Below are 19755 nucleotides of genomic sequence, written 5' to 3'. Positions count from 1 at the left end.
TTTAAGAAACACGCATCAACCAGACCCTACACAAAACAACAATGGAACAAAAAAGAAGAATACTATCATGTACTTATATAAAATCTAAAACAGCGTTCACATTATGTCTTGAAAGTTGATTTAGGTTGGCGGTAAATCCTGTTCATTTTTATTTTGAACTTTAGAGGACTGGATATATAGCTACAGATGATTGAAAAAAAACTATAGCACGCCATCAAAACACGGTTTAACTGTTATAGTTTTATAAAAAATTTCTGTATCTACATATACAAATACAGTGAGTGCATGATTAAGAAAACTTCTTAAGGTAGGTAGTTTTCATGAAACGATCTATTGCATATCGCCAGATATTTCATCAATGTTTCAATGCAACATGTATTTTTACAAATGCAACATCAAGCCTAAACTTTGTTAACAGATTGAGAACAATCAATCGTTCTATTCTCTTGAAATATCAAGCAATTATGTTGCTTTACCCTGTTGGCACTTTACTTGCTAAGAACATTTATCACAGAAGTAAGCTTAATTGCCAAAGTACTTTTTTGCCTGAAATTAAGTATTTAAATCATTTAATCATCATCAGCTAGTTCACAGGGGGAAAGTTTATGAGCCTCGGTCTAACCGCTTTAGAATTAGCACGAATACAATTTGCTTTTACAGTATCCTTCCATATTATTTTTCCGGCCACCTCTATTGGACTTGCCTGCTTTTTGGCAGTTTTAGAATGGAAATGGTTAAGAACGCAAAACCCTATTTATAAAGATCTATTTAAATACTGGATTAAGATCTTTGCCGTTGCGTTTGGTATGGGAGTTGTTTCCGGTGTCGTGATGAGTTACCAGTTTGGTACCAACTGGAGTGAGTTTTCACGAGTAGCAGGAAGCATTACTGGTCCTTTACTTACCTATGAAGTCTTGAGTGCCTTCTTCTTAGAAGCGGGTTTCTTAGGAATCATGCTATTTGGTTGGGGCCGTGTTGGTCCTAGAGCCCATTTCTTTGCAACGCTTATGGTTGCCATCGGAACATGTATTTCGATGTTCTGGATTTTATCGTCCAATAGCTGGATGCAAACACCGCAAGGTTTTGCCATCGAAAATGGCATTATTGTGCCAAAAGACTGGCTAGCTATTGTCTTCAACCCGTCCTTCCCTTACCGCTTTGCACATATGGGTGCTGCTGCCTTCTTGGTTTCATCTTTATTGGTAGTGGGAACATCTGCTTGGCACTTGGTAAAAGGCCGTCGTGATGAATTGGTGAAAAAATCATTCTCGATGGGTCTTTGGATGGTGCTTGTGACTTCTTGTTTACAAGTGGTGATTGGCGATAACCACGGTTTAAATACTCGTGAGCATCAACCTGCCAAACTTGCTGCTATGGAAGGCCACTGGGAAACCAATCATAACGAGCCTATGCCACTACTGTTATTTGCCATTCCGGATATGAAAGAAGAACGAAATCACTTTGAAGTGGGCGTTCCATATTTGGGTAGCTTAATTTTGACTCACAGTTTAGATGGACAAGTGACTGGCTTAAAAGAATTCGCACCTGAAGACCGTCCAAACTCGACCATTATTTTCTGGAGTTTCCGTGTCATGGTTGGTCTTGGCGTCCTTATGGTCACCTTATCACTCATTGCTCTTTGGTTACGTAAAAGAGGAAAACTCTATGAAACATCATGGTTTCATAAATTTGCTGTAGTGATGGGGCCTGCAGGCTATGTGGCAATGTTGGCTGGATGGATTACTACCGAAGTAGGCCGTCAACCTTGGGTAGTATATGGCATTATGCGAACCAAAGATGGTTTATCACATACTGTTTCAGCAGATCAGGTGGGTCTAAGTCTCTTTATTTTTGTGGTGGTTTACACCATCGTTTTTGGTAGTGGAATTTACTACACCTTAAAACTCATTAATAAAGGCCCTGTATTTATCGACACGCCAAATATGGAAGCAGGCGGCGTAGGACACTTTAAAACACCGATGCGTCCACTTAGTGCAGTTGATGAAAATATTGACAGCAAACAAAACTCTGGGGAGAACCGTCATGATTGATCTTTCTTTAATATGGGTCGGTATTATCGGTTTAGGTGTTTTAATTTACGTGGTCATGGATGGCTTTGACTTAGGAATCGGGATTATGTTCCCCTTCATTAAGAATAGCCAAGAACGTGACGTGATGATGAATACCGTCGCTCCTGTCTGGGATGGTAATGAAACCTGGATGGTACTTGGGGGTGCTGGCCTGTATGCAGCCTTCCCGCTGGTCTATTCAACGGTTTTATCTGCGCTCTACCTGCCTATTATTTTCATGGTCATTGCCTTGATTTTCCGTGGAGTTGCTTTTGAATTCCGTTTTAAAGCTCATCGGACCAAACACCTTTGGGACTTAGCTTTTATTTGGGGTTCGGTTTTAACGAGCTTCCTCCAAGGGATTATTTTAGGGGCCTATATTCAAGGGATTAAAACCGAAAACGGTATTTTTGCCGGTGGCCCTTTTGACTGGCTTACTGCATTCTCCATTTTCACAGGTATTGGTGTAGTTGCCATGTATGCCACTTTAGGCTGTGGTTGGCTCATTTTAAAAACTGAAAAAGGCTTGCAGCAACGTATGTATGAGCTGATGCCAAAGTTAATTATTGCGCTGCTCATTATCTTTGGTGCCGTCAGCTTATATACGCCGTTAACACACCCCGAAATTGCAGATCGTTGGTTCTCTTTACCAAATCTGTTTTATTTTAGTCCAGTGCCTATTTTGGTCTTATTGTTTGTTGGCCTGATTTTATCGGCATGTAAAAAACAGCAAGATCACAAACCATTTATATATACCTTGGCATTGGTCTTCCTTGCCTTTACTGGTTTTGTAATTAGTTTGTGGCCAAATATCATTCCACCATCAGTTACGATTTGGCAAGCGGCAGCGCCTCATTCCAGCCAAATGTTTGCTTTAGTGGGTGCGCTTATTTTGATTCCAATCATTATTACTTACACCATTGTGTCTTACTGGGTATTCCGTGACAAAGTTCGTGTAGGTGATGAAGGTTATCATTAAGGTACGGGGGTGTTATGAAAAAGTCGTCAGTTAAACTCAGTCAAACCCAATGGTTTATTCTGTTATGGCTTGGTGGTTTTTTAGCCTTAGCTGTGATTGCGGGTTTGTTTAAAGTGATATTGATTTATGCTGCCCCTTACTTAAAGTAAACCCATCCTTATAAACAAATGCCGTTTGTAGATTCTGCAAGCGGCATTTATTATTGGTTCAGTGCATCTTTTATTTTGTTATTTCGTGCAGCCCATACATGTATAAATCAGAACAACTCGCCCATAGCATTCGCCAACTTATTGAAAGCGGCACTTTAAATGCACATGAGAAATTACCTTCATTAAGAGATCAGGTCCAACGTTCTGGTTTTAGTTTAATGACTGTGATGAATGCTTATCAGGAGCTTGAATCACAAGGTCTGATCTATTCAAAAGAAAAATCGGGATATTTTGTTGCCGAGCAAATTGCACTAAAGCCACTAGAACAATATTCGGTCGTTTCACTCAATTCTAAAATTGAAATTAATTCTTTAGTTTTTAAATATCTTAAATCGATTCAACATGAGTCTGTTGTGCCTTTTGGTTCAGCTTTTCCGGACAGTCAACTTTTAGCTGCTCCCAAACTTATTCAAATTATGGGGCAACTTGCACGGCAAAGGCAAAGCTATGACCAGACAGCAAGCCTACCTCCCGGTAATTTAGCGTTAAGAAAACTAATTGCTCAGCGCTACTGTATGCAAGGCATACAGACCGATCCAGATGACATTGTCATTACATCCGGAGGATTAGATGCACTCAATCTTTCTTTACAAGCAGTAGCCAAACCGGGTGACTATATTCTATTGCAACAAACCGTGTTTTACGGTGCTTGGCAGGCTGCTGAACGTTTAGGACTTAAGGTCATTACCATTCCCGAACATCCACAACATGGTTTTGACCTAGAGGCTTTTGAACAGGTTATTCATACATATCCAATTAAAGTATGTTGGCTCATGTTAAATAGCCACAACCCGATCGGGTTTACGGTCAGTGATGAGATTAAATATAAAATTGCCAAACTGCTTCATGAACACCAAATTTACTTAATTGAAGATGATGTGTATGAAGAGCTTTATTATGGCGGGCAAAAGCCACTTTCGATGAAATACTTTGACCAACAAAATCTGGTACTGCACTGCTCTTCATTTTCTAAAACTTTAGGGGCAGGTTTTCGGGTTGGTTGGGTCTATGCGGGTAAATTTTCGGACCATATCCAACACTTGCAGCTCATGAGTACTATTTCAGTGAATGCACTCATCCAAAATGCATTGGTTGAGTTCTTGTCTCATCATCATTATGAAAAGCATTTGCGCACACTTAGACTTTCACTTGAACGTTATAAAAAGCTGTTTTACCACTATTTGAAGCAACATCTGCCCGCGACCTGCGAGATTTATTATTACCCAAGCGGTTATTTTCTATGGATTAAATTGCCTCATAAACTCGATAGCATGCAAATTTATGAAGAACTCATCCAACAAGATATTGGTGTTGCGCCAAGCCCACTCTTTAGTGTTTTACCCGCACAGCAGCATTATTTAAGAATCAATTGTTCTTTTGAGTGGAACGAAAAAATTCAAGCTGCTTTAGATCAAGTGATTAAAACTATTCAACAAAGAGTTGAAGCAAGTCTGTAAAGTGATGCTTCGACCTAAGCACAATTTTAAAGTATTTAATTTATGATAGTTTCATCTTAAAGCGCGATTTTAAGGGTAAGAATATCTGGATGTTAATATGGAAATAGATGAAGAACTGACTCTTAAAAAAATACAGATTTTTTTGGCCTTTATGCGCTGTGGCAATTTGTCTAAAACCGCGGCAGAAATGCAACTGAGTAATGTCAGCGTTCATAAAGCACTACACTCTTTAGAAAGCGCTTTACGTTGTCCTCTTTTTAAAAATGAAGGCCGTAACCTCATTCCTTTAAAAAGTGCTTATGTATTTGAAGAACGGGCGCAAAAAATTGTACAAGACATTTTTATCACCGTAAATAAAACCAGAGAAGCCGCTGGCTTTGCAGCCAAGGTTTTACATTTAGGTTCACTTTATTCTTTGACGGTAAACACAATTCCAAATGTGATTAGTGGTCTTAAACTCAGACGTAGTGAGCTTGATATTCAACTGTTGCTGAGTTCAAATCAGGATTTGGTAAAAAAGCTGAAAGCCACTGAGCTGGATGCAATCATTGTAGCTTTAAATGAAACCACTCAAGATGATGACTTTGAAATTTTGCCAATGTTTTCAGACGATATTTTTTTGGCAGTTAATAAAGATTCAAAATATGCCGATTTTAAAGACATTGATTTAAGCCTTTTAAAAGAAGAAACTTTTTTAACTTTAACCAAGGGTTTTGCCACTCATAACGACAGCGACATCATTTTTAAAAAAGCCGGTTTTTCACCTAAAGTTGCTTTACAGGTCAATGATATTTTTACCCTCATTAGTATGGTCAGCTCAGGTGTCGGTTTCGCACTATTACCTGGTCGTATTTCTGCGGTTTATGAAAGTTCGGTAAAACTTATTCCCTTAAAACAGCAATACCACATGCAACAAGAAATTGGTCTGGTCTTTTTAAAAAGTAAAGAACGCGACCCAAACTTACTTGCTCTGATTGCTGAATGTCGTATGTTTGCATCTAACTTTAAAAGATAGAAGCTGCTGCGAATAACAACAGCTCTTTTGCCTGATTATAAAATACGTATTAACCCACCAAAGCTTTAACCGCAAAGAACAGAATAGTTGGACCCATTAAGCAACCAAGGCCCGTGTGAAAAGTTGCTGTAAGTGCACCGTAAGGCACTAAACGGCGGTCTGTAGCAGCTAAACCAGCTGACACGCCACTTACCGTTCCTGCCAAACCACCAAAAATCATCGCAGAACGTGGATTGTCTAATCCCATAAATTTCGCAGTGAGTGGTGTTGAAACCATTACACAGATTGCTTTCACCAAGCCAGTTGCAATTGATAACGCCATGACCTCAGAACTCGCACCAATGGCCGCACCCGTAACTGGCCCAACAATGTAAGTCACTGCACCTGCGCCAATTGTGGTAATACTTACCGCATCGCGATAGCCAAAAATCCACGCAAACATACAACCGACAATAAATGGCAAAATGGTCCCGAGAAATAAAGAGAAGGCACCAATAAATCCAGCTTTTTTGGCCTCAGTCGCTTGTACTTCAAATGCTGTGGCTACAATAGTAAAGTCACGAAGCATTGCACCGCCCATGAGTCCTACACCTGTAAAAAGTGCAAGGTCAGTCAAGCCTTTTTCACCACCTGTCATTTTTCCGCCAAACCATGCCAAAATCAAACCAATTACAATCGCAATTGCTGAAGCATGCACACGTCCATTGGTTAAATATTTAGAGAGCTTGGTCGACAGCCACATAATTAAGGCAATTAAAGCAAAAGCTGTAATTAAACCTAAATGTGTTAAGTCTTTTAATAATAATTCAACCATGAACTTTACCTCCGATTCGGTTTAAGGCTGTGTCCTCTTCTTTAGGTAAAGGGCTGGCTTTGTTAAATCGACTTAGACCAGCAATAGTAAGCGTACAAACTGCAACTGAGACTACAGCCGCAAAGAGTGCCATATGGCCACTCGATAATGCTGCCACTACATTTTGTTGGGCTGCCATAGCAACAACAACCGGGATATACATGGTGCCCCAGAATGAAACTCCTTTTTCAGTTTCAACTGTCATCATTCCACGTTTTTCCATCCATAACCGTATACAAATGAGTAAAATCATGGCGATACCCACGCCACCAACATTGGACTTTACACCCAATAAAACGCCTAATAGATCACCAGCAATTACACCAACCAAGGTGCAAAGTGCGAGTAAACCAACTCCATATATAATCATGACAATCCCTCATATCCTTGGATCATTTATGCTTTTGTAAAATCTGACTCAAAAAGAAAAACTATTTGCCTGTTCTTTTTGCATTGCCATCTGAATGCTGTCTAAACGTGTTCCCTGAAATGACAATACAGTTCCTTCTTTAAATGTTCGACGTGCAAGTGTAGTAAGCACCGTTCCCGGCAAAGCTTCGATCTGTAACCTCACACCTCGCTCCCATGCAGCTTGGATGGTACTTTCCCAATCTACAGTTCGACTCATATTAAAAGCCAAGTCATCACCAATCTGTTCTGGCCTGCTAAGCGTACGAGCCGTTGTACCACTTAAATAACGTATTTTAGGCTGCTTTAAAGTCACTCCCTCCATAGACGCTGCAAGTTGCTTTGCTTGCTGACTTAATAATTCACAGTGCGATGGAACCGATACATCTAATTTTTTTGCCACCACGCCTTGTTGCTTTGCCAAAACAGCAACTTGAGTCATGGCTTCAAAGCTTCCTGAAATAACAATCTGGTTATGTGCATTAATATTTGCGACAAACACCTCTGGCGTTATTTCATAAATTTGTTTGACCCATGTTTCAACAGCTGCACGGTCTGTACCAATCAGGGCCGTCATACCATAGCCTGTTGGATAGGCGTTTTGCATGAGTTCACCTCGATAGGCAACCAAACGAACGGCATCCTCAAGGGCTAAAACTCCTGCTACAACCGCAGCCGACCATGCGCCAATTGATAGACCCGCTACATAATCAGGTGTTAAGTTTTCCGCTGTTAATAAAGCTGAACTCACCACACCTGAAATCAGTAAACAAAGCTGTACTGCACGTGTCGACTGCAATGCAGCCGGACTATCTAGCATCAAAACATCTGCTTTGAGTGCATCCGATGCACGCTCAAGGTATTCTTTAACCAGAGCGTTTTGAGGTAAGTCGTGCAGCATATTGCTTCGTTGCACACCTTGTCCCGGATATACCCAAATTGAAGCCATGATATCTATTCCCTAATTCCATGGGTTTTCTAATAAAACAGCACCATCAGGACGTTTTAATAGAACTTTTCTGCTATTCCTTGCCCATTCTTTTAATGCCAAACCGCCTTGTGGAAGTTGAAGCTGTATATCCACATTCAGCCCTGCTTGCTGAAAATTTTCGAGTAGCTCAACCGCCTGCTTTTTGGCAAAAGGCTGTTCAGCTCGAATCAACAAATCTATGTCACTTTGCTCGGTTACTGTTTTAATGCCCGTTGCTAGTTCAAAGCCGAAACTTCCTGTATATCCCCAACATTCTGAAAAGTTTTTCATAATGCTGGAAATGCTCTGTAAACGTTCTGCCAAGTGCTCAAACTGTTGCGTATCTACGCGAGTCAGCGCTTCTGGCTTAAGCTGTCTGCTAATTAAAGATCTTGGCATTTGAGCTGCATATCGTTGATAGCGAAGTTGTCCTCTTACACCCACAGCCACCTGATCTACAGGAGTAATTGCCCGTCGAACCACAACAGGATCACCACGTTGCAATACCTCTCTCACCCAATGCGGAGCATCATCAGCCAAGCAATCGACCGTTATACCCCACAACAAATCATGGGCTTCGAGTTCCAGTTTCATGACCATTGCTCACGCAATAATTCACGGACCTTTTTAGACATTTGACGGTTTTGGCCATGCAGTCTTTGTTCCAGTCCTCTCGATTGCTCAGCATTAATTTCTTTAAACGCTTGAGCAATTGCCTGTTTCGCTAACAAAAGATCATCGTTTGTCGGTTGTTCAGGGTTTTCAACAGATAACAGTTCAGATAACAAACCAAGCGTGGCATAACTTTCAATGTCATAAGCCATTGGTGGAATGCTTGAGGCCAATTGCTCTAACTCATCAACCGACCGTAAGGTAACGCGTGCAGCAGATTCCTTACCCATTGCATGCACCATAACACCTGAATCTTTTAAGGCAATAATACGATTGGCTTGGTATCCATGCGCCAAGAAAGCACCAGACATCGACTTACCAACCAATAAACTCACAATTGGATGACCTGCCAATCTGGCTCTAGCATAGCTATCTACTGCACCCGCTAAAGCTTGATGAATGCCTAATAATTCTTCACGACGCCCATAGGCCTGACTTGGAACATCAACTAAACATAAAATAGCGCGTTTAGTTTCCGAATGAATATCAGCTTGAATCACTTCATTAACTGCTTTTGCTAAACTCCAGCCTTCTAATAATCCAACTTCCCCTTGTTTTGCCCGAGGGAACAGATTATTGCTGTCTTGAACAACGGCAATCACACGTACCGCTTGCTGGTCAAGCTGACCATCAGCCACCCAAATCGAAGTTGGAAAACCTTCAACTGTTTTAAAGCCCTGTGTGAGTGCTTTAAACCAATGTGCACCACGAGTAGATGCTTTTAATGTATCAACGGCGATATTCATGCTTGCTCTCCTTGATACAAAGCTTGAACTTGTGCTGGGGTAATCTGCTCAGCAGTATCAACTTGTTGTAGCTTTTCTAAATAGAATGAGTAATTTGAACTACGATGCTGATGAGGTACGCCTTGAGTTAAATAATCGATGACTCGCTGACGAATTTTCTGGCGATCATCGTCTACATAAGCATCTACCAAACCACTAGTGAAGCGCTGATTACCACCCGTAATACTCCATATAAATGGACGATCTTTGGCGTTATATTCTCGTACACCAGCTTCTTGTTCTATCACTTGTGGGCCATTTAGACCTAAACGTCCTTCTTGTGTCATTACAATATAGCTACATAGTCCAGCTGCAATTGACATACCGCCGAAGCACCCTACACTGCCTGCGACCACAGCAATCACGGGTTGATACTGCCGTAAGTTCACAATTGCAGCCTGAATTTCAGCAATTGCAGCCAAACCCAGATTTGCTTCTTGTAAGCGAACGCCACCCGTTTCCAACAATAAAATTGCAGCTGTTGGAATGCCTTTCAGATTGTCTTCAACCGCAAGTTCTAAGGCACCCGCAATTTTGGCACCGCCCACCTCACCTAAACTGCCACCTTGAAATAAACCTTCAATTGAAATTAAAACCACTAGGCGTTCTTGAATAGATCCTTTTGCAATCACCACGCCATCATCGGCTTGCGGCACAATATTTTGCTTAACGAGCCAAGGCGACATAACACGGGCAAATGGGTCGAGTAACTCTCGAAAAGTCCCTTCATCTAATAATGTTTTAGCACGCTCTCTCGCACTCAGCTCAATAAAATCTTGTTTATTTAACAAACTCTGAATATCAGTCATGAGCGATCTCCTCCAATGCTTGTTCCAGACGTAAGCGAACGACACCGGGAGTTGCACCAAAGTCATGAATATCAATATTGACCGCTGGCGGTATTTGAGCAGTAAAAATCCGTTCAAAAAGATTGTGCCAACGTGCTGCACTGCCATCTACCGAAGTCACTACCTGAATAGAGGTCTTTCCCTTTTCACCGGGTTCCATCAAAATTTCTAAATCGCCAGAGCCGACACATCCTACTAGTGCTTTTTTTACAGGTGGCTCTGTGGCCACAAATTCAAAATGAAGTGTTTCCATAATCAAAATCCCTTTTTATTTTTCACAGATGACTGCTCAACACGATCTATAAACAAGGTTGCTGCCAACAAATCTGCGGCACCACCAGCAGACGCCTTCATCCGAAGCAGGTCAATCTCTAAAAGATGCAAAGCACGTCGACCTTCTAAGCTTGAACTGCCACCCAAATCCAATACTTGCTGAGCACCTTGTTGCATACGCTTTAAACCAGATGTGCCAGAGCGATAAAGCACACAGGTATCGGTCAAATCTGTCATCATGGCAAGTAAGGCATCTAAGCGAGCGAACTCTTCTTTCATGGGTTTACTACGACTTTGATAAAGTTGCTTTAACCCAAAATTCACAATAGTTGGAAAGCCTTGTTGTGCCTGTTCTTTGGCACCTAAGATGCCTAATTTCTTTTGTACTTGCTGACCATGACTCAAAGCCTGCTTTGGAATAAAGCGATCTTCAAGCTGAGCAATCTGGCCTGCTAACTGGCATAGCTCAACAGCAGAAAAGTACTGTTGATTCGTGTGCGCTAATGCTGATGCGGTAACCATTAACCCTAATGCCCAAATTGCACCGCGATGTGTATTGACACCATTTGTCTCCAACATCATGGTCTTTTCACCTTGGCGGCCAATTTCTCCAATGTCTTCACGCAAGGCCAAACAGACTTTTCCATGATGCTTTGCAGCTTGGGCCATTGCCTCAAACATGGGTCCTAAACTTTTCGCAGAGCGCTCCATTAACTCCAAAGTCAGGTCATTGTGTGCACCACTGCCACGGCGATCGACCAAAGCTGGTTTCGGTGTCAGATTAACTTCATCAATTAACGCTTTGACTGCCATATCTGCCAAAAGCTGACCATCGCTGAGCGTTTGATATTGAACTTGTGCCATCATTACCAACTCCTGAATTTTGCAGGTGGTTGATATAAGCCATCAGACCATGTCACCAAGTCGGCAATATTTTTCGCCGCTAAAAGTTCACGTGTGGCATCGGTACGGCGAATACCTAAATCTTCAGGGAATACCACCAGACCTTCACGTCTCAAGCGCGCTGTCGTTTTTGGGTCTTGAGTTAAACCAATACTGGTCACACCTGCTACCGCAGCAATCATGGCTTGGCGCTCTTCTTGGCTGCTTGCTTTATATAGATAAGCAATGCCTTCTTCGGTCAGTAAATGGGTCACATCATCGCCATAAATCATGATCGGGGCTAAAGGCAAACCTGCGGTTTTAGCCACTTCAATCGCATCAAGACGTTCTACAAAAGTTGGCTTACCACCCTCTTGGAAGGTTTCCACCATTTGAACAACTAACTTTTTACCACGTGCCAAATAAGTTTCGGTTTCATTGGCACCTTGCAAACGCATATCTAACCATGCAGGTGTATCGTGACGACGTCCGCGTGGATCATGCCCCATATTTGGTGCACCACCGAAACCAGCTAAACGACCTTTGGTGACAGTCGAAGAATGGCCCATGCCATCAACTTGCAAAGTTGCGCCAATAAACAAATCAACGGCGTACTGACCTGCAAGCTGACACATCATACGGTTGGAACGTAAAGCGCCATCACGACCTGTAAAGAACACATCAGGACGAGCTGCAACATATTTTTCCATACCAAGTTCGGTACCAAAGCAATGCACGCTTTCAACCCAACCGGTTTCAATCGCTGGAATTAAAGTTGGATGCGGATTCAGTGTCCAGTTTCGGCAAATTTTTCCTTTTAAACCTAGAGACTCGCCATAGGTCGGTAAAATCAGTTCAATTGCCGCAGTGTTAAAACCAATACCATGGTTTAACGATTGCACATTATGCTTTTCATAAATTCCGCGAATTGCCATCATCGCCATGAGCACATGCACTGGCTTAATGTGTTTCGGGTCACGAGTAAATAACGGTTCGATATAAAATGGCTGTTCCGCCACCACCACATAATCAACCCAAGAAGCAGGAATATCGACACGGGGTAACTCTGAGACGTCATCGACCAGTTCATTGACCTGAACAATCACGATACCGTCACTAAAAGCAGCAGGTTCAATAAGTGCTGGAGAATCTTCGGTACTTGGGCCTGTATAGATATTGCCTTGACGGTCTGCCATAAAGCCCGCTGAGAGCACCACATTTGGAATGAGGTCGACTACCAAACGCGAATATAGTTCGATATAGGTATGAATCGCACCAATCTCTAGTAAACCATCTTCAATTAACTGACTAATACGCAAACTTTGTGGGCCAGCAAAAGAAAAATCGAGCTTACGCGCAATGCCTTTTTCAAACAGATCAAGATGTTCTGAACGCCCTACGCTTGGCATTATCATATGCAAATCATGCAAAATATCTGGATTGGTTTGAGCCAAAGAGCGCGATAAAAAATCAGCCTGCTTTTGGTTATTCCCTTCGAGTACAACCTTGTCACCCGGTGTAATTAAGGTTTCTAAAACTTTAATAATGTCTTGAGTTGGAATCACCACACCATCGGTATATTGGTTTGCCATCTCTAGTTTTAGTTGTTTGGCATGCCGCCGCTTTGTCCATAATCGTTCTTTATTCTGAACTGATCCTTCCATGTACTTACCTATAGATCGCAGTTTTGTTCTGAATCTATAAAAACGCTTTATGGAATTTCGATCAATCAACCTACTTCGTTAGTTATTAACTTCAGGTTAACGATTAATTTTATATTCGATGAATTTCTTCAAAAAACCAATCTAGACAGATTTTGACTTTGGGTAAATTTGCGTATTGTGGTCGGTACACCAAATAATAAGAAAAGGGCGATGAGAAGTGAATTTGAGGAAATAATCGTATCAAACGTCCGGTTTGTATATCTTTTTGCACCATAACACTACGCGCTAACGCAACACCATGTCCTTCCATTGCAGCCTGTAAAACTGCAGATGAACTGTTGATTTGCATACCACGGCTAATATTAATGTCATTCAAACCTACACTTTTTAGCCAAGATTGCCACCCCGGAAATTGTTGATGTTTTTCCATCGAAAGATCATGAATTAAAGTGATATTCTTTAGATCGTTCGGCGTTAAAAGCGATGAATGTTCATTTAAAAATGTAGGCGAACATACGGGATAAACCTCTTCATCCATAAGTTTAACGGCTTCTAAACCTTGCCATTGTCCTTGACCATATCTGACACCCACATCGACTTTTTGCTCTAAAAAATCTACGGCTTTAAGGTTAATGTCTAAACGAATATCAATATCTGGATATTGTTTTTGAAAATGATCAATTCTTGGTAATAGCCATTTTTCAGCAAATGCTGGACTGACCGCAATATTAAGCACACCTGATAGAGAATCTTGCTTTAATTTTTCTAAAGCCAAAGTGAGCTTATCAAAACCCGCACGAATATCCGGTAAAACCGATTCAGCCAGTTCAGTAGCGACCAGCCGATTTTTACCGTTAGTTTGCCGATGAAACAACGGAAAGCCTAACCAATCTTCGAGTGTACGTACCAATTGCCCCACTGCGGCCGGAGTAACATTTAACTCTTTTGCTGCAGCAGAAAAACTTTTGTGTCGTGCACTGGCTTCAAAAGCACGAAGTGCATTCAAATAAACTGGTGAATTCATAGCGCTAAAGTTTTTCTTTATTGGGTAAGTAGATTATCTCATTTGTACTTATAAATCTTTATTTCTAAAATACTCTGTAATCTCTTCATAACGATTAAATTTTTACATCTTGAGTAGGCTTGCTCACTCACTCACTTTATTTATTTTGTTATTGAATAAAGAGAATTGCCTTTAGGAGGAGAGTATTCATGTTGATCCATGCCGATTTTTCACAGGCTGTGATTATCAAACCTGAAGACTATCACTGGGTGAAATCTCCCCGTGGGGAAGTTGATCGTGTCATGCTCGATCGTATTGGCGATGAAGTAGCCCGTGCAACCAGTTTGGTGAAATATGCACCCCATACAACCTTCCCTGAACATCGACATCATCATGGTGAAGAAATCCTCGTACTTTCAGGCGTATTTACTGAAAATCAAAATCAGCACTACCCTGCTGGATGGTATTTACGCAGTCCCCATCAGTCGGGACACCAACCATCGAGTGAAGAAGGTACATTGATTTTTGTTAAACTTATGCAAATTCCTACGTCAGAAACGCAAACCTTACGGATCAATACCAACGACCCAGCACAATGGCAAGAAATAGGTTCGCGTTTAATTTGCACATTGGTTGATGCAAGTTATGAACACACTTATTTAGAAAAACTTAAGCCGCAGCAACTTTTTACTGAAAAAGCTGAGGGTGGAATCGAAATTTTGATTACCCAAGGTCAATTAGTTGATAAAGAAATAGTTTATGAAACTGGCACATGGATACGCCTACCACCGAAAACACATGCACATTTTCAAACTGGTTTATCTGGCGCTTCTCTTTATGTAAAAACCGGACACCTAGCCTCAGCCATTGCTGAATATAATTAAAGGCTCTTTATGCTTCAAAATACCATGCACCGCCAAGTATTAATTTTGGCGAGTTCCCAATCACTTTTCCAAACCGTTTCTGTCATGGTCATGACCATTGGTGGCTTGGCTGGGGCAAATATTGCAAACACCCCCACACTTTCAACGTTGCCCATCGCCTCTATGTTTTTGGGTACGGCCTTAATGATGTTTCCGGCCTCAATATTAATGGCACATATTGGACGGCGTAACGGTTTTCTATTCGGTGCTTTTTTAGGTGTGCTCGGCGGCATTATTGCATCAATCGGCATTTTTTATAGCTCACTCATGCTTCTGGCTTTGGGTACGCTATGTGTCGGGGCCTATCAATCCTTTGCTCAGTTTTACCGTTTTGCTGCCAGTGAAGTGGCAAATGATGCGTTCCGCTCACGCGCTATTTCTTGGGTAATGGCAGGTGGAATTGTTGCAGCACTGATTGGCCCAACTTTAGCACGCTTCGGCGGACCTTTATTCCAGCATTTAGAATATATCGGTTCATTTTTAATTATTAGTATCATCTCACTTGTGGCAATGGGCATTTTATCTAACCTACATATTGCCGATACAGTTGAGCAAAAGTCTGACTTTACTGCTGGTCGTCCGTGGCAACAGATTGTCTTTCAACCTACCTATTTAGTTGCTTTATTTGGCGCAATAACAGGTTATGGCATCATGATTTTAGGTATGACTGCCACACCAATTGCTATGCGACATTCACACCATGAACTTGGGTCAATTACGACAGTCATTCAGCTACATGTGCTTGGTATGTTTCTGCCTTCATTCTTTACTGGACATTTAATCGCTCGATTTGGTGTGCTTAAAATCATGTTTGCAGGTCTTTTATTATTTGCCTGCTATATCGGATTTGCTCTCTCAGGTATTCAGTTCACATCTTTTGCTATTTCTTTAATTTTATTAGGTGTGGGATGGAACTTTTTATTTATTGGCAGTACTTCTTTACTCACAGGAACTTATTCTGTGGCTGAAAAAGCCAAAGCCCAAGCTATTAACGATATGACCGTTTTTGTTGTCGGTTTGATTTGTTCGTTTAGTGCAGGTGCTTTACTGGATTTATTTGGCTGGAAAGCAATGAATATGGCTTTAATACCATGGCTGGTGATTGCCGCAGCTTCTCTCTTCTGGCTAAGCCAAAAAAGAGAAAAGCAGTTTGTTTAAATTCTTTTTAACGCGGTTTGCTCAATAGCCATTCTAGATTTTGACGGACCGCAGGCCACTCATGTTTTAAAATACTGTAAACATGAGTGTCCCGCAAAATATCATCTTTCACAATTTGATGGCTTCTTAGCACACCGTCTAGCTTTGCACCCAAGCGTACAATCGCGGCTTGACTTTGAACATTTAAAGAAGATGTGCGTAACTCAACCGCAATACAGTTTAAAGTCTCAAATGCATGAGCCAACAATAGCTTTTTACATTCAGTATTTACAGGCGTACGTTGTGCAGACTTTCGATACCACGTCGAACCAATTTCTACACGGCGATGAGCTTCTTCAATATGCATGAGAGTGGTCATGCCCAGCGCTCGCCCCGTTTTTCGGTCTTCAATATAAAATGGCAACATAGAGCCAGCTTTTTGCAAATCAAGACGTCTTTCAATTTCAGCAGTCATCTGTTCAGGTCTTGGCACACGGGTATACCAAAGATTATAGAGTTCCCCATCGCAAACGGCCTCTTTGAGCGCTTCAGCTTGAGTTACATCTAACGGCTTTAAAATAACGTGTTCACCTAGCAACTCAACAGGTGTAGTCAAAGACATCTTTATCTCCTCAATTGATATTAAGCTTTTATATTTTCAAAATTATTTATTTAAATCAGCCACACTGTACATGGCATTCGCTATAGTTTGATGACCAGATTTCGATAGGCCATCTGCCGCGCCTAAAATGTCTCGGCGTTCTTTGTTTTGCCCAAGTTTTGATTTTCCTTGCAGCTTGGTAATTTCAATCTCAATACCTACAATGGCTTTTAACATCGGTTCAAGATAATCCTTTGGTGCATCAGACATTTTCCATGGTTCAGGTTGAGAAGCTTCATGGGTGCGGGTTAAGTGAGCCACTACACCACGAACATAGCGTTCATCATCTCGAATCGTCACTTTGCCATAAGCATGCACAACCCTATAGTTCCATGTGGGTACTTGTCTGTGCTGTTCATGTTTGGATGGGTACCAGTTTGGTGAAATATAAGCATCGCCTGCTTGAAAAACGACCAATACCTCATCTCCATTTTTAATGTCCTGCCAAACAGAATTATTTCGTGACACATGGGCATGTAGCATGCCAAATTTCCCTTCATTTGCTTGCAACTCGAATGGAAGATGATTTGCATCTAAGCCATTACTTCCATGCGTAAAAAGCACCCCAAACGGATGTTCTGTAATAAGAGAATGCAATACATCCAAACGGTTTTCTGCAAAATCATCAGGGATATACATGGCTAAAAACCTCGCTGTAAATATCAGGGCTATTTATATTTTGTGTTGTAAATTTTCTGGTTTCTGTGGTTTATTAAAAAGAACCACTTTGTATTTTTTTAAGTAGACCAGAATTATGGCAAGAATGGCAAAAGTTGTGGAACTTCCGTCTATTGCAAAGATTGATAAAAGCAAAGGAAAGATAAGTGCTCAACTGACTCAAGCTTTACGTGAAGCTGTACAAAGTGGTGATTTACAACCCGGCGATCCATTGCCTTCTTCTCGTGAACTGGCTTTAACCCTAGGTGTCGCTCGCGGAACCATTATTGAAGCTTATGATCAGCTTTTAGCTGAAGGTGTGTTTGACTCTCAACCACGAACTGGCACTTATGTGTCTCATGCTTTGGTTAAAACACCTGTAATACAACATTCATCAAAAGAAAATAAACCTAACTCGATATCTTTGACCAAATCGGCACGTTCATATGCCAAAGTGCTTGATGAATTTAAGCCACTTCCCCATGTTCCTTTTGCGGTATCTGTCCCCGTCGGTCGTACTCAACCAAGTGATATCTGGCGCAAATTTGGTAATAAATATAGATCACGGGGTGCAGGAATTCCTTCAGGATATGGCGAACCGCAAGGTGTATTATCACTAAGAATTGCTATAGCAGACTATGTACGACGCTCACGTTCTGTCCACTGTGAACCTGATCAAATTGTGATTACTCCCGGTATTCAGCAATCACTTTATATTTGTAGTCAGATTTTATTTGAAGCGAAAGATGAAGTTTGGATTGAAGATCCAGCTTATCGCGGTACAACAGCCATTTTTGAACATGCTTTACAAAACATTCGGATGGTGCGTGTTCCTGTTGATGAAGAAGGCATTCAGGTTGAAACTGGGATTAAGCTTTCTAAACATGCGCGTGCTGCTTTTGTAACCCCATCTCACCAATATCCACTGGGTATGCCGATGAGTCTAGCAAGACGCACGGCATTATTAGCTTGGGCAAAACAGCGAAACGCATGGATCATTGAAGATGACTATGACAGTGAACTCCGTTATAACGGTCAGCCCTTCCCATCTTTACAAGGCATGGCACCCGACCAAGTGATTTATCTTGGGACTTTCAGCAAAGTCTTATTTCCATCGCTTAGGCTTGGCTATGCAGTGTTGCCTAAAGAACTGGTAGCTCCTTTTTGTGGGCTTAGAGTCTTAATTGATAGACACCCGCCTGCTGCCGACCAACACGTTTTGGCTGCTTTTATTCAAGAGGGTTATTTAGAGCGACATATTCGACGTACTCGAAATGTCTATGCAGAAGTTCGAGAATACATTATTGGCTTGATTGAAAAATACATACCTCAAGAGCTTGCTTGGTTACAACCGGGCGATCAAGGCATGCACATGGTGTTATGGCTTGCTCAACATATTAATGATATTGAAGTTGCAAGCTCGGCAGTCGATGCAGGTATTGCCATCAAAGCAATTTCACCGACATTTTCAAAAGAGCGGCGACGTTCGGGTTTAATTGTCGGCTTAGGCGATTTTGAACCCGAACTGATGCAACAAGCTATCAAAAAATTATCAAAGATTATTCAACAGCACGCCAAGTCAATGTAGGTAAACCTTACAACAGCAACCATAGATGAATCGCAAATGGTCCAATGAGTACCATTAAAATACCAGCAATAACCATGGTTAAACTGGCAATCACCCCTTCTTCACTATTGCGCTGCTGTGCTCTGACTGTACCAAAACCATGCGCTGCGTTACCCAAGGCGGCACCATTTGCCACATTAGAACGGATTTTAGTAATTGCCAAAATTGCATCGCCACAAATCATACCGACCAAACCGGTAATAACAGTAAATAGGGAAACCAATGCCGCCGAACCATGAATATCTTCAGCTAAAATCATGGCAAAAGGTGTTGAAATAGAACGTGCCATCAAACTGTTGGTGACTTCAGGGCTAAAGTGGAACCACTGCGCCATTTTATAGGCAGTCATCACGCCTACACTCATGCCCACAATAATCGCAATCGTAAGAACTCCGAGGTTTTTACGAATCGTTTCCCGATAGCGATAAATCGGTATAGCGAAAGCTACCGTTGCAGGACCTAATAAATTAACAATCCACTGCGTATCTTCAGCATAAGTTTGATATGAAATTCCAAAAATCGTCATCAAAATGATGGTAAGTACAGGCACACTAATTGCGGGTGATAACCAAAGTTTTGGATGTTTTTGATAGATTCGCTTTGCCACAACATAAGCGACCAAAGTCCAGATGAGACAAAGAATTGACCAGATATTCATTTCAT

21 protein-coding genes are annotated in these 19755 nt (G+C 41.5%); 8 read left to right on the top strand and 13 right to left on the bottom strand.

Annotation, left to right across the window (positions count from 1 at the left end; all coding sequences use genetic code 11):
• The first annotated feature begins 605 nt into the window (after positions 1-605).
• From EGT34_RS19415 to EGT34_RS19395, 5 genes are all read left to right on the top strand, one after another.
• Positions 606-2051 (top strand): cytochrome ubiquinol oxidase subunit I, encoded by a 1446-nt coding sequence (locus EGT34_RS19415; RefSeq protein ID WP_000052002.1) that lies wholly within the window; start codon positions 606-608, stop codon positions 2049-2051.
• Positions 2044-3048 (top strand): cytochrome d ubiquinol oxidase subunit II, encoded by a 1005-nt coding sequence (gene cydB / locus EGT34_RS19410; RefSeq protein WP_000566431.1) that lies wholly within the window; start codon positions 2044-2046, stop codon positions 3046-3048. Before EGT34_RS19415 ends, cydB begins: the two co-directional genes overlap by 8 nt.
• A 14-nt stretch (positions 3049-3062) precedes the next feature.
• A complete protein-coding gene (locus tag EGT34_RS19405; protein ID WP_000749814.1) occupies positions 3063-3197 on the top strand; it encodes a hypothetical protein in 135 nt (44 codons plus the stop codon).
• Positions 3198-3295: 98 nt separating this feature from the next.
• Positions 3296-4714, top strand: a complete 1419-nt coding sequence (locus EGT34_RS19400; protein ID WP_000278278.1) for a PLP-dependent aminotransferase family protein — start codon at positions 3296-3298, stop codon at positions 4712-4714.
• Positions 4715-4811: 97 nt separating this feature from the next.
• Positions 4812-5729 (top strand): LysR family transcriptional regulator, encoded by a 918-nt coding sequence (locus EGT34_RS19395; protein ID WP_000401804.1) that lies wholly within the window; start codon positions 4812-4814, stop codon positions 5727-5729.
• 49 nt (positions 5730-5778) lie between these two features.
• Here the strand turns inward: EGT34_RS19395 and madM are convergent, their stop codons facing one another.
• From madM to gcvA, 10 genes are all read right to left on the bottom strand, one after another.
• Positions 5779-6543 (bottom strand): malonate transporter subunit MadM, encoded by a 765-nt coding sequence (gene madM / locus EGT34_RS19390; protein ID WP_000229914.1) that lies wholly within the window; start codon positions 6541-6543, stop codon positions 5779-5781.
• Positions 6536-6952, bottom strand: a complete 417-nt coding sequence (madL, locus tag EGT34_RS19385; protein WP_000587904.1) for a malonate transporter subunit MadL — start codon at positions 6950-6952, stop codon at positions 6536-6538. The genes madM and madL overlap by 8 nt, the downstream gene beginning before the upstream one ends.
• A gap of 48 nt (positions 6953-7000) precedes the next feature.
• Entirely contained in the window at positions 7001-7939 is a 939-nt protein-coding gene (gene mdcH / locus EGT34_RS19380; protein ID WP_000146916.1) for a malonate decarboxylase subunit epsilon, read from the bottom strand.
• A gap of 12 nt (positions 7940-7951) precedes the next feature.
• Positions 7952-8560 carry a malonate decarboxylase holo-ACP synthase gene (locus EGT34_RS19375; RefSeq protein WP_000245138.1) on the bottom strand — a complete coding sequence of 203 codons (609 nt, stop codon included), beginning with the start codon at positions 8558-8560 and terminating at the stop codon, positions 7952-7954.
• Positions 8551-9378, bottom strand: a complete 828-nt coding sequence (mdcE, locus tag EGT34_RS19370) for a biotin-independent malonate decarboxylase subunit gamma (protein WP_024437493.1) — start codon at positions 9376-9378, stop codon at positions 8551-8553. The genes EGT34_RS19375 and mdcE overlap by 10 nt, the downstream gene beginning before the upstream one ends.
• Positions 9375-10226, bottom strand: coding sequence for a biotin-independent malonate decarboxylase subunit beta (locus tag EGT34_RS19365; RefSeq protein ID WP_000129862.1), 852 nt, complete (start codon positions 10224-10226; stop codon positions 9375-9377). Before EGT34_RS19365 ends, mdcE begins: the two co-directional genes overlap by 4 nt.
• Entirely contained in the window at positions 10219-10518 is a 300-nt protein-coding gene (locus EGT34_RS19360) for a malonate decarboxylase subunit delta (RefSeq protein WP_000448953.1), read from the bottom strand. Before EGT34_RS19360 ends, EGT34_RS19365 begins: the two co-directional genes overlap by 8 nt.
• Positions 10519-10520: 2 nt before the next feature.
• The gene (locus EGT34_RS19355; RefSeq protein ID WP_000968291.1) at positions 10521-11405 is read right to left on the bottom strand and encodes a triphosphoribosyl-dephospho-CoA synthase; all 885 of its coding nucleotides are present in this window, start codon (positions 11403-11405) and stop codon (positions 10521-10523) included.
• On the bottom strand, positions 11405-13084 hold the full coding sequence (mdcA, locus tag EGT34_RS19350; protein ID WP_000399248.1) for a malonate decarboxylase subunit alpha: 1680 nt from the start codon (positions 13082-13084) through the stop codon (positions 11405-11407). Before mdcA ends, EGT34_RS19355 begins: the two co-directional genes overlap by 1 nt.
• A gap of 109 nt (positions 13085-13193) precedes the next feature.
• Positions 13194-14108 (bottom strand): transcriptional regulator GcvA, encoded by a 915-nt coding sequence (gene gcvA, locus EGT34_RS19345; RefSeq protein WP_001087994.1) that lies wholly within the window; start codon positions 14106-14108, stop codon positions 13194-13196.
• A 188-nt stretch (positions 14109-14296) separates the two neighbouring features.
• Here gcvA and EGT34_RS19340 point away from each other — a divergent pair, with 188 nt between their 5' ends.
• Positions 14297-14971 carry a cupin domain-containing protein gene (locus EGT34_RS19340; protein ID WP_000905130.1) on the top strand — a complete coding sequence of 225 codons (675 nt, stop codon included), beginning with the start codon at positions 14297-14299 and terminating at the stop codon, positions 14969-14971.
• A gap of 9 nt (positions 14972-14980) precedes the next feature.
• Positions 14981-16168: an MFS transporter gene (locus EGT34_RS19335; RefSeq protein ID WP_000941189.1), complete on the top strand. Its 1188-nt coding sequence runs from the start codon at positions 14981-14983 to the stop codon at positions 16166-16168.
• 7 nt (positions 16169-16175) lie between these two features.
• Here the strand turns inward: EGT34_RS19335 and EGT34_RS19330 are convergent, their stop codons facing one another.
• Together EGT34_RS19330 and EGT34_RS19325 are read right to left on the bottom strand one after the other, a co-directional pair.
• Positions 16176-16769, bottom strand: coding sequence for a GNAT family N-acetyltransferase (locus tag EGT34_RS19330; protein WP_000060327.1), 594 nt, complete (start codon positions 16767-16769; stop codon positions 16176-16178).
• Positions 16770-16811: 42 nt separating this feature from the next.
• Positions 16812-17447 (bottom strand): FMN-binding negative transcriptional regulator, encoded by a 636-nt coding sequence (locus tag EGT34_RS19325; RefSeq protein ID WP_000275761.1) that lies wholly within the window; start codon positions 17445-17447, stop codon positions 16812-16814.
• 115 nt (positions 17448-17562) lie between these two features.
• On the opposite strand from EGT34_RS19325, the gene EGT34_RS19320 reads away from it, so the two are divergent.
• Positions 17563-19053, top strand: a complete 1491-nt coding sequence (locus EGT34_RS19320) for a PLP-dependent aminotransferase family protein (RefSeq protein ID WP_000113408.1) — start codon at positions 17563-17565, stop codon at positions 19051-19053.
• A 7-nt stretch (positions 19054-19060) separates the two neighbouring features.
• Here EGT34_RS19320 and EGT34_RS19315 read toward each other — a convergent pair whose 3' ends face one another.
• On the bottom strand, positions 19061-19750 hold the full coding sequence (locus EGT34_RS19315) for an LrgB family protein (protein WP_001028710.1): 690 nt from the start codon (positions 19748-19750) through the stop codon (positions 19061-19063).
• Positions 19751-19755 lie beyond the last annotated feature (5 nt).

The sequence above is a fragment of the Acinetobacter sp. FDAARGOS_558 genome, assembly GCF_003937785.1.
Classification (GTDB): domain Bacteria; phylum Pseudomonadota; class Gammaproteobacteria; order Pseudomonadales; family Moraxellaceae; genus Acinetobacter; species Acinetobacter baumannii.
The sequence above is the reverse complement of the archived record's forward strand: the minus strand, read 5'-3'. Positions and strand labels throughout refer to the sequence as shown.

Bases quoted from the DNA above. Each gene is read 5' to 3' on its own strand.
- EGT34_RS19315 (WP_001028710.1), bottom strand. From the start codon at position 19,750: ATGAATATCTGGTCAATTCTTTGTCTCATCTGGACTTTGGTCGCTTAT.
- EGT34_RS19340 (WP_000905130.1), top strand. From the start codon at position 14,297: ATGTTGATCCATGCCGATTTTTCACAGGCTGTGATTATCAAACCTGAA.
- madL (WP_000587904.1), bottom strand. From the start codon at position 6,952: ATGATTATATATGGAGTTGGTTTACTCGCACTTTGCACCTTGGTTGGT.
- mdcH (WP_000146916.1), bottom strand. From the start codon at position 7,939: ATGGCTTCAATTTGGGTATATCCGGGACAAGGTGTGCAACGAAGCAAT.
- gcvA (WP_001087994.1), bottom strand. From the start codon at position 14,108: ATGAATTCACCAGTTTATTTGAATGCACTTCGTGCTTTTGAAGCCAGT.
- EGT34_RS19395 (WP_000401804.1), top strand. From the start codon at position 4,812: ATGGAAATAGATGAAGAACTGACTCTTAAAAAAATACAGATTTTTTTG.
- EGT34_RS19365 (WP_000129862.1), bottom strand. From the start codon at position 10,226: ATGACTGATATTCAGAGTTTGTTAAATAAACAAGATTTTATTGAGCTG.
- EGT34_RS19400 (WP_000278278.1), top strand. From the start codon at position 3,296: ATGTATAAATCAGAACAACTCGCCCATAGCATTCGCCAACTTATTGAA.
- mdcA (WP_000399248.1), bottom strand. From the start codon at position 13,084: ATGGAAGGATCAGTTCAGAATAAAGAACGATTATGGACAAAGCGGCGG.
- EGT34_RS19335 (WP_000941189.1), top strand. From the start codon at position 14,981: ATGCTTCAAAATACCATGCACCGCCAAGTATTAATTTTGGCGAGTTCC.
- EGT34_RS19325 (WP_000275761.1), bottom strand. From the start codon at position 17,447: ATGTATATCCCTGATGATTTTGCAGAAAACCGTTTGGATGTATTGCAT.
- mdcE (WP_024437493.1), bottom strand. From the start codon at position 9,378: ATGAATATCGCCGTTGATACATTAAAAGCATCTACTCGTGGTGCACAT.
- madM (WP_000229914.1), bottom strand. From the start codon at position 6,543: ATGGTTGAATTATTATTAAAAGACTTAACACATTTAGGTTTAATTACA.
- cydB (WP_000566431.1), top strand. From the start codon at position 2,044: ATGATTGATCTTTCTTTAATATGGGTCGGTATTATCGGTTTAGGTGTT.
- EGT34_RS19405 (WP_000749814.1), top strand. From the start codon at position 3,063: ATGAAAAAGTCGTCAGTTAAACTCAGTCAAACCCAATGGTTTATTCTG.
- EGT34_RS19415 (WP_000052002.1), top strand. From the start codon at position 606: ATGAGCCTCGGTCTAACCGCTTTAGAATTAGCACGAATACAATTTGCT.
- EGT34_RS19375 (WP_000245138.1), bottom strand. From the start codon at position 8,560: ATGGTCATGAAACTGGAACTCGAAGCCCATGATTTGTTGTGGGGTATA.
- EGT34_RS19320 (WP_000113408.1), top strand. From the start codon at position 17,563: ATGGCAAGAATGGCAAAAGTTGTGGAACTTCCGTCTATTGCAAAGATT.
- EGT34_RS19330 (WP_000060327.1), bottom strand. From the start codon at position 16,769: ATGTCTTTGACTACACCTGTTGAGTTGCTAGGTGAACACGTTATTTTA.
- EGT34_RS19360 (WP_000448953.1), bottom strand. From the start codon at position 10,518: ATGGAAACACTTCATTTTGAATTTGTGGCCACAGAGCCACCTGTAAAA.
- EGT34_RS19355 (WP_000968291.1), bottom strand. From the start codon at position 11,405: ATGATGGCACAAGTTCAATATCAAACGCTCAGCGATGGTCAGCTTTTG.